This is a genomic window from Halomonas marinisediminis, assembly GCF_004347715.1.
Classification (GTDB): domain Bacteria; phylum Pseudomonadota; class Gammaproteobacteria; order Pseudomonadales; family Halomonadaceae; genus Halomonas; species Halomonas icarae.
The window spans coordinates 1-16,128 of record NZ_SLTR01000012.1; the positions used below are offsets into that span (position 1 = coordinate 1).

Annotated in this window: 13 protein-coding genes; all 13 read right to left on the minus strand. The window is 61.8% G+C overall.

The annotated features are described in order from the left end of the window. Positions 1-346: TniQ family protein (locus E0702_RS19550; RefSeq protein ID WP_240721709.1), on the minus strand; the 346-nt coding region annotated here is incomplete at its 3' end. Then, positions 347-1,963, minus strand: coding sequence for an ATP-binding protein (locus E0702_RS09850; protein ID WP_132043340.1), 1,617 nt, complete (start codon positions 1,961-1,963; stop codon positions 347-349). Next, positions 1,956-4,043, minus strand: coding sequence for a Mu transposase C-terminal domain-containing protein (locus E0702_RS09855; protein ID WP_240721710.1), 2,088 nt, complete (start codon positions 4,041-4,043; stop codon positions 1,956-1,958). The genes E0702_RS09850 and E0702_RS09855 overlap by 8 nt, the downstream gene beginning before the upstream one ends. Further along, complete coding sequence (locus tag E0702_RS09860; protein ID WP_132043342.1) at positions 4,030-4,857, minus strand: TnsA endonuclease C-terminal domain-containing protein; 828 nt, start codon at positions 4,855-4,857, stop codon at positions 4,030-4,032. Before E0702_RS09860 ends, E0702_RS09855 begins: the two co-directional genes overlap by 14 nt. A 142-nt stretch (positions 4,858-4,999) precedes the next feature. Further along, positions 5,000-6,835: a glutamine--fructose-6-phosphate transaminase (isomerizing) gene (gene glmS, locus E0702_RS09865; protein ID WP_132043344.1), complete on the minus strand. Its 1,836-nt coding sequence runs from the start codon at positions 6,833-6,835 to the stop codon at positions 5,000-5,002. A 12-nt stretch (positions 6,836-6,847) separates the two neighbouring features. After that, positions 6,848-8,212 carry a bifunctional UDP-N-acetylglucosamine diphosphorylase/glucosamine-1-phosphate N-acetyltransferase GlmU gene (gene glmU / locus E0702_RS09870; protein WP_132043346.1) on the minus strand — a complete coding sequence of 455 codons (1,365 nt, stop codon included), beginning with the start codon at positions 8,210-8,212 and terminating at the stop codon, positions 6,848-6,850. Positions 8,213-8,215: 3 nt separating this feature from the next. Continuing rightward, entirely contained in the window at positions 8,216-9,322 is a 1,107-nt protein-coding gene (locus E0702_RS09875; RefSeq protein ID WP_132043348.1) for an FAD:protein FMN transferase, read from the minus strand. A 22-nt stretch (positions 9,323-9,344) separates the two neighbouring features. Next, complete coding sequence (locus E0702_RS09880; RefSeq protein WP_132043350.1) at positions 9,345-10,142, minus strand: undecaprenyl-diphosphate phosphatase; 798 nt, start codon at positions 10,140-10,142, stop codon at positions 9,345-9,347. 104 nt (positions 10,143-10,246) lie between these two features. Continuing rightward, positions 10,247-11,617, minus strand: coding sequence for a magnesium transporter (mgtE, locus tag E0702_RS09885; RefSeq protein ID WP_132043352.1), 1,371 nt, complete (start codon positions 11,615-11,617; stop codon positions 10,247-10,249). 111 nt (positions 11,618-11,728) lie between these two features. Continuing rightward, positions 11,729-12,157: a F0F1 ATP synthase subunit epsilon gene (locus E0702_RS09890; protein WP_132043354.1), complete on the minus strand. Its 429-nt coding sequence runs from the start codon at positions 12,155-12,157 to the stop codon at positions 11,729-11,731. Positions 12,158-12,182: 25 nt separating this feature from the next. Further along, a complete protein-coding gene (gene atpD / locus E0702_RS09895; protein ID WP_132043356.1) occupies positions 12,183-13,559 on the minus strand; it encodes a F0F1 ATP synthase subunit beta in 1,377 nt (458 codons plus the stop codon). A 66-nt stretch (positions 13,560-13,625) separates the two neighbouring features. Further along, on the minus strand, positions 13,626-14,507 hold the full coding sequence (gene atpG, locus E0702_RS09900) for a F0F1 ATP synthase subunit gamma (protein WP_132043358.1): 882 nt from the start codon (positions 14,505-14,507) through the stop codon (positions 13,626-13,628). A 71-nt stretch (positions 14,508-14,578) separates the two neighbouring features. Next, positions 14,579-16,123, minus strand: a complete 1,545-nt coding sequence (atpA, locus tag E0702_RS09905) for a F0F1 ATP synthase subunit alpha (protein ID WP_132043360.1) — start codon at positions 16,121-16,123, stop codon at positions 14,579-14,581. Between the last annotated feature and the right edge of the window lie 5 nt (positions 16,124-16,128).

Here is a 16,128-nt window from a genome sequence, read left to right on the forward strand (position 1 = left end):
AATGTGGCAGAAAAGAACTACTGGAATGCTCAAAACTCAGTGGCCAAAAATACTTGACCACTACAGCTGCCTCCAGACGGTTCCGGCGCTCTAGGGTTATGAAAGGTGCATATAGCGGGAATAGCGTATGACGACGCACCAATAGTGCAGCGTCCAGACCCAACGGCCTGCCAACGTTCATTACCAGCTTCCCCAAGTGGTTTGGCAGATCCGTGGTAGCAGCCACCCAAGGGTCCGAAAAGTACTGCCTCAACAACTCCTTTTGGCTGTCCAAGCCCAGATGGACACGGCAACGAGCCAAGGCGCTGTAGAGTAATTCATCCTGATGCAGCATGGGGAAATACATCTAGCCTGCCTCCCCCCAAAGGCTGCGAAGATCAAACATCATCCCTTGTTCCTTGAACCGCCGGTAGGCCTGGCTCTCTGGGCCAGAGACATGGATCCGGCGTAGATCCTCTTCGGGTAGAGATTTCCACTCGGCCCGTTTCACCCTGCTAGCCTTGGGTTTCTCGGTCTTCGTCCCAGCCATATAGGCGGTTACCTTATGGACCAAGGCGGCCAATGGCAGATCAGGGTGACTGGATAGAATCTCATCGGCCATCGGTACCGCGATGTCTTCCGGGATCTCCATCTGATTCAGCAGGTCAAGCAGACGCTTGGCCTTATCATCATTCACCCTTGACGCTGCCTTGGTTTCCGGCAACTTTTCCGGCACCGATGCCGCCATGGCAAGCATCCTGGTTTCGATCCCCGGCATCTGCAGGTCGTCGTACTGGGCAATGAGTTCCGGTCGGTTGCTCCTCAAGGCGGCCAGCATGGGATGCACCGGCTTCAATTCGTCCTCGTATACCTTGCGCAGCAGAGCCGAAGTGATGCACTCAGCACCGGTGGCGATAGCACGGATCTGAGCTAAGACAAACAACTTCACGACGATGTCCATCACGCCCTGAGTGAGGTCGTACATCGTGGTTTCGAGATCGTCATCCAGGGGCCGAGCATTGCGTAGCCACTGGTATTGCCAGAGGCGCTTCATCAGCTTGGTCCATTGCTTGTCCCTGGGCAGCCTATCCCAGAAGAGGCTGCCCATGCCGGATACCCGCCGTGCAGCCCGGAAAGTCCGCTGAAAGAATTTCCTGGCTCTATGGGTGCCTACCTGAATCACCGGCACCCCGATGGTGTTCACCAGGGAAACAAAGAAATTATGCATCTTCTCTGCCCCACCGGATCTTGCTTCGTTGAGGTTCTGTACTTCGTCGATGATAAGAACGCCGAGGGCATGCAGGTTGGCCACTTGGCACATACTTGCCAACAGTCGCTTGGTACCGAGCCTCTTGCGTCCGTGGCTGCGACTGTAGTCGGTAAGCAGTACCTTATCGACCTGGTTGAAGAAGCTCAGGCAGAGTTCGTCCAGGTCTCCGTCAATGGGGCAGTCAACTTTGAGATAGGTTAACTGGGTGACACCGTGCTCAGGATGATAGACCGCCTGTGGATACATGCCGAGGATACGCTCGAGTGTCCGGCTCTTGCCGCACCCCGAGCATCCGAACAGAGACAGGCTGTTAGCCGTGGATACGACGCCATCGAAAGCCCGCGCCTCCAGGTCCTCCGTCATCACCCTTTGGAAACCGTTCTGTAGGTGCGCGTACAAGGAACCGTTGGCCGGGTTTCGGCCCAAGTAGCCTTGCCGAATCAGCAAGGAGATCTTGGCTTCCAGTTGTAGGTGGTGACCCAAAGGTTGGAAAAAGGAGTGAAGAAGCCTGGCGATGGCGTGAACCCTCAGCCTTCCGTCCAAGTTGAGTTCCTGCTCGTCATAGCGAGGTTTGAGCTGCAACCCTGATACCACCTGCTCTAACGGCATCACTGGGGGAAGGGCGCAGATCAAGGGGTTGTCCCGGTATTCCTCGAGACCGGGATCCTGGTAACTCGCTTCGGGGATCTGGCCGTGAGTTATGGGCTCACTCATCGCCATCCTCCCCAAATAGTAGATCCGTCATGTCAGGATAGGCGTGGTCGTCTTCACTCTCGCCACGAATGCGAACGACTTCGGCCGGAGTCTGCCGCTTCGTCTTGGCGGGCCTGAAGGCGGTGGTACGACGCTCAGCCTGCTTCTCTTCCTGTTTATTCTTCCTCACCTGTGCGCCCAGATCCTGCCTGACGATACCAGAGCGGACGGGGCTGCTCTCTTCAGCCTCGTCAGCAATGGACTCGATGGTCTCCAGCAGTTTGCCTTTTTCCTTCATCGCCTCCATGGCGGCGTTGGCATCGCTTCTACGCTCAGCCTTGGACAACAGCCAAACATCCCAGAAGGTCATGCCCTTGAAACGCCGACTGCGATCGGCAAGGTCGCAAACCCAGTATTCCTTGAGATTGCTGGATGGCCGGATGTAGATATGATCGGCACTGCGTGGATCATAGGCCACCAATATCTTCTGCGGCCTGCGGCCCTGTCCCCGGTGGAACCAACCCTCCTTCAGCGCCTCCTGGCACGTGTAGAAGCAGCCGAAGATCCTGATACCGAGCTCCGATACGGTGGCTTGTTCGTGGGGCAGCAAATTGATGCGGACCAAGTTCTCTGGTGCTGCGCGCAACCGCCCGGTCAGATTAGCCAGCCCCCAGTTCCATAGTTTCACAGGTATGGCCGGTAGACTGGCAGGCACGCCGACGGTCCTGTCGTACTTGCTCATGGTATGGAAGTTGTTGTGCCAAAGGACGCCGGCGATGATATTCTTGGTGAACTCGGCCAGTGTAAGGCTGGCGTCTAGCCTGTAGTCACGCCCGCCACGTTTGCGGCTGGTGGTTCCTTCCACCACACCGCTGACGTAAGGTTTAAAACGATCCTGAGCCGTCCTGAAATAGCGCTCTACTATGCCCTTGGCATCCCCGCGCCGGGCTGACGCATTTTCTATACGCACACCGAATGCTTGGGAAAATGCCTCGACCTTGGTGCCGTTCAGTTCACCTTTATCGGCCAGCACCACGTCAGGTAAGCCCTGCACCGGCCAATCATCGGCATCGATGTCCAAGCCGTACTGACGACAGTATTCCACCTTGTCCAACACGGTGTTAGCCAGGGCCACCATGGCGCTGACCCAGGATGGCCCCTCGAAACCGACGTACATGCCGGTCACCATGCGGCTGAACACGTCAACCACCATGTACACGACGGGTCGGCCGACGATCAGGCTGCGATCATGCTCGGACACCAGGTAAATGTCGGCTATGGTGGCATCTATTTGATATCGATGTCCTGGCCCCAGGGTCTCGGTCGTCGAGGTACTCGTCAGGGGACGAACGTCCTTGGCGAAGTCGACGGCGGAAGTGCGGCGCGCTAATGTGTCGACAAAGTGATATTCGCGCCTGTAGAAATAGCGGAATTGCTCCAGCGTGGGTAATTCCTTCGCCGGGAGGTCGGGCCGAATGGCGCCGATCAGGTTCAAACCGGCGGCATAGGCATCGGTAACCGACGGATGCTTTTCCTTGAGCAGCCGCTCCTCGATAACACGTCGGAAGATACGTTCAATGTCGGGAGTGATGTTGCTTCCCCGGCCATCCCGGACGATACGCGGTCTCCCCAGTTTGACGTGGCCCGGTTTACGGCGCTTCCCTCGCCCCCCGGAATTGATGTAATCCGGCAACAAGGCGTTCTTGCACATGCCGCGCTGCCAGTAACGCCTCAAGAGCCTGTATACCGTCTGCTTGGTGACCCCGTGGCGCTGCATGATGGCCGTGACGATTCGCCCCCTGGACTGGCGCTCGAACAGTCGGGTATCCAGCACCGCCTCGGTAATCATGGCCCAGGCGGCGTCGCGCTTCTGTCGGTCAACGGAGCCTTCTTCTACTTCCCGTAACGTTCTGTCCAAAAAGGGATCATCTATTCGCTGAATGGCCCCATCCATGAGCAACCGTTCCAAATCGGTGACTGGAATCGAAGCTGGTAACGCAGTGGTCGAATCGATGTCGATCCAGATAGCCAGCTCCGCATCACACCAGAGCAGGCGCCTACGATGTTCATCAATTCGAAAAACCTGGTTAACGGGAAGCACGGAGTACCTCCTGCCGTTGGCTTTGGGGAGTTCCGGCAAGATCAGCCGCCTTGAGCGTCCGATACGGCTTATTGATATCGAAAAGAAAATAGTGCTGCGCCAACAACTGGCGGAGCCAATAGAGCGCTTGGCCAGGTTCCAGCCCGTAGGCCATATCCAGACCTTGGGCGATGGTCGTAAGCGGCCGGTCGGGATCGCGCTGGAACTCGTGTAGATACAACTTTTGGTAGTGATCGAGTTCGTCCAGGGAGAGCTCGTTGTCAGATTGGACCGGGTAGAGCCATTGGATGTTAGAGAATGCCGTCTTGGAGACTTCCCTCTCAGTGACGATGGTCCAAGGGACTCCCTTCTCAGCCCAGTACCGCCTCTCGAGTTCCAGCCTCTCGACGACCTCCGACTTCTCGAGATCGCTGCTGTACTTGGCCTGGATGGCCATAGCCGGCCTGGCGGAATCATCAAAATCGACCAGGAAGTCGCTGCTGAGCACCTGTGGAGTGCCCTTGAACCTTGCATGAGGAAGGCCGGCTTCTTCGGCGATCCGGACCGTGTCCTCAACCCGCAAGGGAAACTGTTCTCGTACGTCGACGACCTTGGGCGACCAGTCCAACGACAGGAAGACCGCAAGCTCGAGATCGGACAAGAGATGGTGCATTCGCTGGCACTTGCTGCCGAACAGGCGATGGGAGCGCCCCAACGAGGACACGTCTCGGGTGTAGATGAACGGCTTGTAGTCGGAGCCGTGCCCTTGGCCGCGCCCCTCCTTCAGTCGCTTGTCGATTTGCGCCTGATTGAGCCCCTTGAATGTTCCAGCCATAAAAAAGCCAGTGTCTTAGGTTGTTGAGCTCAACATAGCGGACACTGGCTTAGAATGAAACTTTATTTTCAAGGATGATACTTTATTTTAAGGGATGGTACTTTATTTTCATCCCACAGCGGCGGTTCGGCACGTGGGGCCGTCACTCCACCGTCACGCTCTTGGCCAGGTTACGCGGCTGATCCACATCGGTGCCCTTGAGCACCGCCACATGGTAGCTGAGCAGCTGCAGCGGCAAGGTATAGACGATCGGCGCCAGCGCTTCATGCACCCGGGGCAGGCGCAGCACTCGAATACCCTCGGAGGCCTCGAGTCCCACCCCCTCGTCGGCAAACACGAACAGCTCACCGCCGCGCGCGCGCACCTCCTGCAGGTTGGACTTGAGCTTGTCGAGCAGCTCATCGTTGGGCGCCACGGAGATCACCGGCATGTCGCTGTCGACCAGTGCCAGCGGTCCATGCTTGAGCTCGCCCGCCGGGTAGGCCTCGGCGTGGATATAGGAGATTTCCTTGAGCTTGAGCGCGCCCTCCAGGGCGATCGGGAAGTGAGCCCCACGCCCCAGGAAGAGGGCATGCTGCTTCTCGGCGAAGGCCATGGAGAGCGCCTCGATGGCCGGGTCCAGCGCCAGCACACGCTCCACCAGCCGCGGCAAGCCGCGCAGCGCCGCGACCACCTCGGCCTGCACGGCCTCGTCGAGGCCCTTGACGCGCCCCAGCGCCAGCGTCAGCAACAGCAGGGCGGTAAGCTGCGTCGTGAAGGCCTTGGTGGAAGCCACGCCGATCTCGGGCCCGGCATGGGTCATCAGGGAAAGATCCGACTCGCGCACCAGGGAGCTGCCCGGCACGTTGCAGATCGCCAGGCTGGCCAGATAATCGCCCGCCTTGGCGAAGCGCAGCGCCGCCAGGGTATCGGCGGTCTCCCCGGACTGGGACAGAGTCACGAACAGGGTCCCTTCGGGAACCACGACCCGGCGATAGCGATACTCCGAGGCGACCTCCACCTGCACCGGAACGCCGGCATAGCGCTCCAGCCAGTAGCGCGCCACCATGCCCGCATGATAGCTGGTGCCACAGGCAACGATATGGATCTGCCTGACCTGCCCGAAGAGCGCCTCGGCCTCGGGACCAAAACTCTCCACCAGCGCCGAACGTTCGCCGAGACGCCCCTCCAGGGTCGCGCCGATCACCGCCGTCTGCTCATGGATCTCCTTGAGCATGAAGTGACGGTACTCGCCCTTGCTGGCCGCGCCATCGCCATGCTCGAAGGTTGTTACCTCACTCTCCACCGCCGCGCCGTCGGCATCGAAGATCTCGATGCGGCCACCGGCGGAGAGGCGAACCACATCCCCCTCCTCCAGGTAGATGAAACGGTCGGTAACCTGCAGCAGGGCCAGCGGATCGGAGCCGAGGAAGGCCTCGCCGATGCCCACTCCAACCACCAGTGGGCTGCCCTTGCGGGCCCCGATGATCACGCCGGGTTCATCGGCGTGGATCACTCCCAGCGCATAGGCCCCATCCAGTCGAGCGAGAATGCCGCGTACCGCGGTGAGGAGATCACCCGCCTGGCGGCTCTCGCGCTCCAGCAGATGCGCCACCACCTCGGTGTCGGTCTCGGAAGTGAAGTGGTAGCCCTCGGCCTCGAGCTCACGACGCAAGGCTTCGTGGTTCTCGATGATGCCATTGTGCACCACCGCCAGGCGCTCGCCGGACTGGTGGGGGTGGGCATTCACCTCGCTGGGTCGACCATGGGTCGCCCAGCGAGTATGGGCGATCCCGCTGCGACCGGCCAACGGCTCAGCGTGCAGACGCTCCTCCAGGGCCGCCACCTTGCCCATCGCCCGGCACCGCTGCAGTCTGCCGTCGGGGTCAAGCACCGCCATGCCCGCAGAGTCATAGCCACGATATTCCAGGCGCTTGAGGCCCTCCAGAAGAATCCCTTCCACGTTACGCTCGGCAACGGCTCCGACGATTCCACACATCGCTCTCTCTCCTTAGTCATCCTGCTTGCGGGGCCGGGGCCAGTCCGCCTTGGTTATCTGGCGGGCACGCGTTACCGCCAGGGAGTTATCGGGCACATCCTTGGCCACGGTGGAGCCGGCCCCCACGGTGGCACCCCGCCCGATGCTTACCGGCGCTACCAGGGCACTGTTGGAGCCGATGAAGGCCTCGTCATCGATCTCGGTATGGTGCTTGTTGGCACCATCATAGTTGCAGGTGATGGTGCCCGCACCGACGTTGACACCGCGCCCCAATCGGGCATCGCCCACATAGCTCAGATGGTTGATCTTGCTGCCCTCACCCACCTCGACGTTTTTGGTCTCGACGAAGTTTCCGATCTTGGCCCCTACCGCCAGGCGCGAGCCGGGCCGCAGGCGCGCGAAGGGGCCGATGGTGGCGTGTCCGGCAATCACCGTCCCTTCGATGACGCTATGAGGCTCGATCACGCTCTCGGCACCGATATGGCTGTCGCGAATCACGCAGTGGGGCCCGATGCGAACGCCCTCGCCCAGTTCCACCTCGCCCTCGAAGACACAGCCGACGTCGATTTCCACGTCATGACCACAGCGCAGGGTGCCACGCACGTCGAGACGCGACGGGTCGGCGAGCGCCACACCCTCGGTCATCAGTCTTTCGGCGATGGCCTGCTGATGGGCCCGCTCGAGACGCGCCATCTGCAGGCGATTGTTGACGCCCTCCACCTCGACCGGGTCGCTCGGCTGAGCGGTGACTACCCTGACGCCCTCGGCGGCGGCCATGGCGATGATGTCGGTGAGGTAGTACTCGCCCTGGGCATTGTCGGCGGAGAGTCGCGGCAGCCAGCGGCGCAGCTGGCTGGCGGTCATCGCCATGATGCCGGTATTGCACTCTCGCACCGCACGCTCGCTTTCGCTGGCGTCCTTGTGTTCGACAATGGCGACCGCCAGCCCCTCGGCATTGCGCAGGATGCGTCCATAGCCGCTGGGATCATCGAGGGTCACGGTGAGCAGACCCAGGTGATCGTCGTCGACACCCTCCAGCAGTCGTTCGAGGGTCGTGCGGTGGATGAGGGGAACATCACCGTAGAGCACCAGTACCTTGCCATTGCCGAGCCCATCCAGCGCCTGGGCAACGGCATGGCCGGTACCCTTCTGTTCGGCCTGCAGGGCGAAGTGCACACGACAGTCGGCCAGGGCCTCACGCACCTTCTCGGCGCCATGGCCCACCACCACATGGGTGCGCTCGGCGTTGAGTCCCGCGGCGGTATCGATCACGTGGCGTACCATGGGCTTGCCGGCCAGACGGTGCAGCACCTTGGGCAGGGTCGAGCGCATCCGGGTACCCTGCCCGGCGGCCAGTATCACGACATCAAGCGTCATCCTTCACTCCTGATCCTGTTGTTCATGTTGCCGGGAGGCGTCGCTGTCCGCGACCTCGAGACCCAGCTCCTCGACCCGCGCCTTGCCGAACTGCTCGACGAAGGCGGGAGTGACCCGGCTCGTCCAGCCCTCCTCCTGGCGTAATATCATCAGCGCACTCAGCCGGTGCTCACGGGCCAGCGCCATGCCCGCCTCCTCGCCGAGCACCGTCAGTGCCGTGGCCCAGGCATCCGCCCAGGCGTTGGACGGGTGAAAGACGCTCACCGACGCCAGGCGATGGGTGATCGGGCGTCCGTTGCGTGGATCCAGGGTGTGGGAATAGCGCCGCCCCTCTTCCTCGAAGTAGTTGCGGTAGTCGCCGGAAGTCGCCACCGAGACATCGTGCAACGGCAGCATATATTGCGCCTCCTGGCGATCTTCCAGAGGCGCCTCGATACCGATGCGCCAGGGCTCCTTCTCGCCGTCTCGGTAGCCGTTGGCAAGCAGGTCACCACCGAGGTTCACCAGATAGTGCTCGACCCCCTCGGCGTCGAGAAAGGCGGCTACGCGATCGGTGGCGTGGCCCTTGGCGATCCCACCCAGATCGACGGTCACCTCGCGCGTGCGCCTTGCCTCACGCTGCTGGGCGTCAAGCTCCAGCGCGTCGGTGCCGATCTGTGCCAGGCGCCTGGCCAGCTCGGCGTCGGCGGGGATCTCCTTGGGGCGAGCCTCGGCACCGAAGCTCCACAGGTTGACCAGCCCGCCGATGGTCATGTCGAAGGCGCCACCACTCTCCTCGGCCACGGTCCGGCCGATGGCCAGCACCTCGTAAAGCGCATCGGAGAGCGGCTGCCACTTCCCGGTCGGTGCCTGGTTGAAGGCCATCAGTTCGGAGTCATCGCGGTAGAGCGACATGCTGGCATCCACCGCCTCGAGTTCGGCGAGAATCCCCTCTTCCAGGGCGCTGGCCTCACCGCGGGTCAGGGGGTCGACGATGGTCACCTGGTAGAAGCTGCCGAAGATGGCGCCCTCGAGGCGTACCGGCGAATCGAGCGGCCGGTCGCGCTCGGAACAGCCCGCCAGCGCAAGCAACAGCAATAACATGGGCATCAACAGCAGATGTCGAATCATGCTGGACTCCTCACAGGGGGTGTTACCAGAATAGCCATAACAGCCAGGCTCCGAGCAGCAGCCGGTAGATCACGAAGGGCTGCATGCCGACGCGCTTGATAAAGGCCAGGAAGTAGTGGATGCAGAGATAGGCGCTGATAGCCGAGAGCAGCCCCCCCACCACCAGGGTAACCCAATCCACCTCCGCGGCATCGCGGACAAGTGCCAAGACTTCCATCCCGCCGGCCATCACGATCACCGGGATCGACATCAGGAACGAGAAGCGCGCCGCGGCCTCACGATTCATGCCCAGCAACAGTGCTGCGGTGATGGTGATGCCCGAACGCGAGGTACCGGGAATCAACGCCAGCGCCTGGGCCAGACCGATCAGCAGAGCATCGCGCAGGGTCAGCTGATACTCGTCGCGACGGCCACGATGGCGTAGATCCGCATAGGCCAACAGCAGGCCGAAGGCAATCAGGCCGAAGGCGATGATCAGCGGCGAGCGCATCCGCTCCGCGATATCATCATGGAAGATCAGCCCTGCCAGCCCCACGGGTATCGTCGCCAGCACCACCCACCAGGCCAGGCGGGCATCGGCATCCATGCCGCGCCCCACCAGCGAACCCGACCAGCTCAACGTCATCTTCACGAGTTCCTGACGAAAGTAGAACACCACCGCCGCCAGGCTGCCGATATGCAGCGCCACATCGAAGGCCAGCCCCTGATCACCCCAGTCAGTGAGGACGGGTACCAGGATCAAGTGAGCGGAGCTGGAGACCGGCAGAAATTCGGTGAGTCCCTGTACGATCGCGAGTACGACGACCTGAAGCCAATCCATGGTAATTTCCTGTTAGATGTAGCCCGCGCCCAAGGGCGCCATGCCGTGCAAAGGATACACTCGCATGGCCGAACTGTCCGCCCCGCTTGCCATCGGGTCAGGGCTCATGTGCCGAGGATCGTCGTGGCGATACCGAAGTAGATCAGCACACCGGAGGCATCGATCAGCGTGGTCACCAGAGGTGCCGAGGCGGTGGCCGGATCCCAACCCAGATGGTCGAGCAGGAAGGGCAGGCACATGCCCAGCAGGCTGCCAAACAGCACGATGGTAACCATGCTCATGGCCACCACCAGAGCCAGTGCCTCACCACCACGCATGATCCCAATGGGTGCCACTGCCAGGGCCATGGTCAGCCCTAGCGAGCCCGCCACCAGCATCTCACGCCCCATCAGCTTGCCCCAGTCCTTGATGCCCACCTCACCGGTAGCCATGCCGCGCACCATCAGGGTGGCAGCCTGGGCGCCGGCGTTGCCACCACTACCGATCAACAGCGGCAGGAAGAACACCAGCGCCACCTGAGCGGCGATGGTCTCCTCGAAGTAGGCGATCCCCGCTCCAGAGAAGAGGTTGGCGAATACCAGCAACACCAGCCAGGTAACGCGCTTGCGATACAGGCTCCATAACGGTACCCGGCTGACGCCATCCTCCAGGGTGCCGATCGACATCCCCTTGTGGATATCCTCGGTAGCCTCGGACTCGACCACGTCCAGGGCATCGTCATGGGTGACGATACCTACCAGTCGCGCATCGCCATCCACCACCGGCAGCGCCAGCAGGTCGTAGCGGGCAACGATACGCGCCACCTCCTCCTGGACCTCGTCGACCGGCGCATGGATAACGTCGCGGATCATCAGCGAGTCGATCTGGCCTCCAGGTGGCGCCACCATCAGCTGACGCAACGACAGGGTGCCGGCCAGTCGCCCATGGCTATCGACGATATAGAGCTGATAGACCGTCTCGGCATCGGGCGCGGTCTGGCGGACCCGCATCATCGCCTGGGAGACCGTCATGCCGCTGGGAATGGCCACGTAGTCGGTGGTCATGATCGCCCCGGCGGTGCCCTCCTCATAGCTGGCCAGACGCTTGAGCTCCTGGCGCTCGCGGCGTGCCATCCGCCGCAACAGCCTTTGGCGATAATCCTCATCGAGCAGGTTGAAGAGATCGGCACGCTCGTCGGAGCCCATCTCCTCGAGGATCATCAGCAGATCCTCATCGCCTAGCGCTTCGGCGAGGGTCCGCTGAGTGTTATCGGGCAGATGTCCGAGCACGCTGGCGCGCCGCTCCAGAGGCAGATGTTCCATCAAGGCAAGGGTACGTGAGGAACCCTCATCATCCGCCAGGATGGCCCCGAAAATTTCGGCGATATCCGCCGAGCGTAGCTCGGACAGCAGCGCATCGATGCGCGCCCCCTCCTCCTCGGCAAGCGCCTGACAGAGCGTGATCCGTTGAGTGTTGAGGTTGTCAGTGAGAGACATGGCTTACTCCTCGGCGCCCAGAGTCCGGACACCGGGGTGATAGAGACAAGAACGCCCCCGACTCGACGCTAATGTCGAGCCGGGGGCGCAAGACTCACGCTGGGGCCAAGATCAGCCCTTGCCGGCCTTCTTGCGTAGCTGCTGGATCGTGCGCAGCTGGGCCACGGCTTCGGCCAGTTCTGCCGATGCGCGGGTATAATCCAGCTCGGCGGACTTGTCGTTGAGGTTCTTCAGCGCCTGCTGTCGAGCCTCTTCCGCCGCTGCTTCATCGAGGTCATGGGCACGGGTGGCCGAATCGGCCAGGATGGTCACCACGTCCGGCTGGACTTCCAGGAAGCCTCCCGATACATAGTAATTCTCTTCCTGACCGCCATCATGAAGCACGCGCACCGGTCCCGGCTTGAGCTCGGTCAGCAGTGGGGCGTGACCGGGCAGGATGCCCAGTTCGCCCATGCGACCGTTGGCGATGATCCGCTCGATCTGGCCGGAGAAGATCCCTTCCTCGGCGCTGACGATCTCGCACTTGAAGCTTTTCGTCATGACGACGTCTCCCAGGTAGACGGGATTACTTCATCTGGTTGGCTTTCTCGACGGCCTCGTCGATGGTGCCGACCATATAGAAGGCCTGCTCCGGCAGCTCGTCGTACTCGCCGTCGAGGATGCCCTGGAAACCGCGGATGGTGTCCTTGAGGGACACGTACTTGCCGGGCGAACCGGTGAACACCTCGGCGACGAAGAACGGCTGAGACAGGAAGCGCTGGATCTTACGCGCGCGAGACACGGCCAACTTGTCCTCGTCGGAGAGCTCGTCCATGCCCAGGATCGCGATGATATCCTTGAGCTCCTTGTAGCGCTGCAGCACGTTCTGCACGCCACGGGCGACGCCGTAGTGCTCCTCGCCAACCACCAGCGGGTCGAGCTGACGGGAGGTGGAGTCCAGCGGGTCGATGGCCGGGTAGATACCCAGCTCGGCGATCGAACGCGCCAGTACCACGGTGGCGTCCAGGTGCGAGAAGGTGGTCGCCGGAGACGGGTCGGTCAGGTCATCCGCGGGCACGTAGACGGCCTGCACGGAGGTGATCGAGCCGGTCTTGGTGGAGGTGATGCGCTCCTGGAGCACACCCATCTCCTCGGCCAGGGTCGGCTGGTAACCCACCGCGGAGGGCATTCGGCCCAGCAGAGCGGAAACCTCGGTACCGGCCAGGGTATAGCGGTAGATGTTATCGACGAACAGCAGCACGTCACGACCTTCATCGCGGAACTTCTCGGCGATGGTCAGGCCGGTCAGGGCCACACGCAGGCGGTTCCCGGGCGGCTCGTTCATCTGACCGTAGACCAGCGATACCTTGTCGATAACGTTGGACTCGGTCATCTCGTGATAGAAGTCGTTACCCTCACGGGTACGCTCACCGACACCGGCAAAGACCGAGTAACCGCTGTGCTCGGTAGCGATGTTGCGGATCAACTCCATCATGTTGACGGTCTTGCCCACACCGGCGCCGCCGAACAGGCCGACCTTGCCGCCCTTGGCGAACGGGCAGACCAGGTCGATGACCTTGATGCCGGTCTCGAGCAGCTCGTTGGAAGCCGCCTGATCGGCGTAGCCCGGTGCACTGCGGTGAATCGGCATGCGCTCCTGCTCACCGATCTCGCCCGCCTCGTCGATGGGCTCGCCGAGCACGTTCATGATGCGACCCAGCGTCTCCTTGCCCACCGGCACGGAGATGGCCGCGCCGGTGTTGGTGACGTCCATGCCCCGCTTGAGCCCCTCGGTGGAGCCCATGGCGATGGTACGCACCACGCCATCACCCAGCTGCTGCTGGGTCTCGAGCACGGTCTCGACATTCGAGACCTTCAGCGCGTCGTAGACCTTGGGAACATTGTCCCGCGGAAACTCTACGTCAATCACCGCGCCGATGATTTGTACGATACGTCCGCTCATCTTGGTTCCTCTCAAATACCTGAAAATGAAACCTGCATGCCGGGAGGGCCATGGCCTCCCTGGCGCTTATACGGCCGCGGCACCACCGACGATCTCGGAGATTTCCTGGGTAATGGCCGCCTGACGGGCCTTGTTGTACACCAGCTCCAGGTCGTCGATCAGATTGCCCGCGTTATCGGTGGCACTCTTCATGGCGATCATTCGGGCGGCCTGCTCACAGGCTCCGTTCTCGACCACCGCCTGGTAGACCTGCGACTCGACGAATCGCACCAGCAGGCTATCCAGCAGCGCCTTGGCATCCGGCTCATACAGGTAGTCCCAGCTACCGGGACGCTTGTCTTCTTCGTCGTTAGAATCCGACCCCATATCGGGTGACAGGGGCAACAGCTGACGGACCACCGGCTTCTGGGTCATGGTGTTGACGAACTCGTTGTACACCACGCACAGGCGGTCCAGCCGACCCTCGTCATAGGCATCCAGCATCACCTTGACACTGCCGATCAGATCCTCGACCTCGGGCGCTTCACCCAGGCCGCTCTTCGCCGCAACGAGGTTGCCCCCGTAGCTTCTGAAGAAACTGCCTGCCTTGCTGCCCAGGGCACAGAAATCCAGCTCGGCCCCCTGGTCATGCCACGCCTTGGCGTCCTTGGTCACGGCCTTGAACAGGTTGATATTCAAGCCGCCACACAGGCCGCGGTCGGTGGACACCACGATGTAACCGACGCGCTCAACTTCACGTTCGACCATCCAGGGGTGGCGGTATTCGGGGTTGGCATCGGCGACATGCGCGACCACGTTGCGTATCTGACGCGCATAGGGCTGGCTGGACTTCATCAGGTCCTGAGCCTTGCGCATCTTCGACGCCGCGACCATTTCCATGGCGCTGGTGATCTTCTGCGTGTTCTTGATGCTCCCGATCTGGGTGCGTATCTCTTTTGCAGCTGCCATAGCGATCTACTCCGTTCGTGGCACTCAGTAAGCTCCAGGGCCCACCCCGCGGACGGGATGGGCCAACGGGGTTACCAGCTCTGAGTGGCCTTGAACTTCTCGAGACCCTCTTTCAGTCCGTCCTGGATCTCGCTGTTGTAGTCGCCGGTCTGGTTGATCTTGTCGAGCAGTTCGGCGTATTCGGCCTTCATGAAGTCGCGCAGGGCACGCTCGAAGTCCAGCACCTTGTTGACTTCGACCTCCTCCAGATGGCCCTCGTTGGCGGCATACAGGGAGAGCGCCATCTCGGCCACGGACATCGGCGAGTACTGGTTCTGCTTCATCAGCTCGGTGACACGCTGACCGTGCTCCAGCTGCTTGCGGGTCGCCTCGTCCAGATCGGAAGCGAACTGGGCGAAGGCCGCCAGCTCACGGTACTGGGCCAGAGCCAAACGCACGCTGCCGCCGAGCTTCTTGATGATCTTGGTCTGGGCGGAGCCACCGACACGGGAGACCGAGAGGCCGGCGTTGATGGCCGGGCGAATGCCCGAGTTGAACAGGTCGGTCTCGAGGAAGATCTGACCGTCGGTGATCGAGATCACGTTGGTCGGAACGAAGGCCGAGACGTCACCACCCTGGGTCTCGATGATCGGCAGCGCCGTCAGCGAGCCGGTCTTGCCCTTCACCTCACCGTTGGTGAACTTCTCGACATAGTCGGCGTTCACGCGTGCCGCACGCTCGAGCAGGCGGGAGTGGAGGTAGAAGACGTCACCGGGATAGGCTTCACGGCCCGGCGGACGACGCAGCAGCAGGGAGACCTGGCGATAGGCCACGGCCTGCTTGGAGAGGTCGTCGTAGACGATCAGGGCGTCTTCACCGCGATCGCGGAAGTACTCGCCCATGGTGCAACCGGAGTAGGCCGCGAGGAACTGCATCGGGGCCGGATCGGCGGCGCCGGCGGCGACCACAATGGTGTGCTCCATGGCGCCATGCTCTTCGAGCTTGCGCACCACGTTGGCGATGGTCGACTGCTTCTGACCGATGGCCACGTAGACACAGGTGACCCCGGTGCCTTTCTGGTTGATGATGGCGTCGATGGCGATCGCCGACTTGCCGATCTGGCGGTCACCGATGATCAGCTCACGCTGGCCGCGGCCGATCGGCACCATGGCGTCAATGGACTTGAAGCCGGTCTGGATCGGCTCGTCAACGGACTGACGAGTGATGACGCCGGGGGCGACCTTCTCCACCGCATCGGTCAGCTTGGCGTTGAGCTCGCCCTTGCCGTCGATGGGATTGCCCAGGGCGTCGACCACGCGCCCGCACAGCTCGGGGCCTACCGGCACCTCGAGGATACGCCCGGTGCACTGGGCGGTCATGCCCTCTTCGAGCTGCAGGTAGTCGCCCAGCACCACGGCGCCCACGGAGTCACGCTCGAGGTTGAGCACCATGCCGTAGATGCTGCCGGGAAATTCGATCATTTCACCGAACATCGCGTCTTCGAGGCCGTGCACTTTCACGATGCCGTCGGAAACGCTGACGATGGTGCCCTGGTTGCGGGCTTCGGATGCGACATCCAGCTTTTCGATACGCTGCTTGATGATGTCGCTGATCTCGGAAGGATTCAGTTGCTGCATGCCAT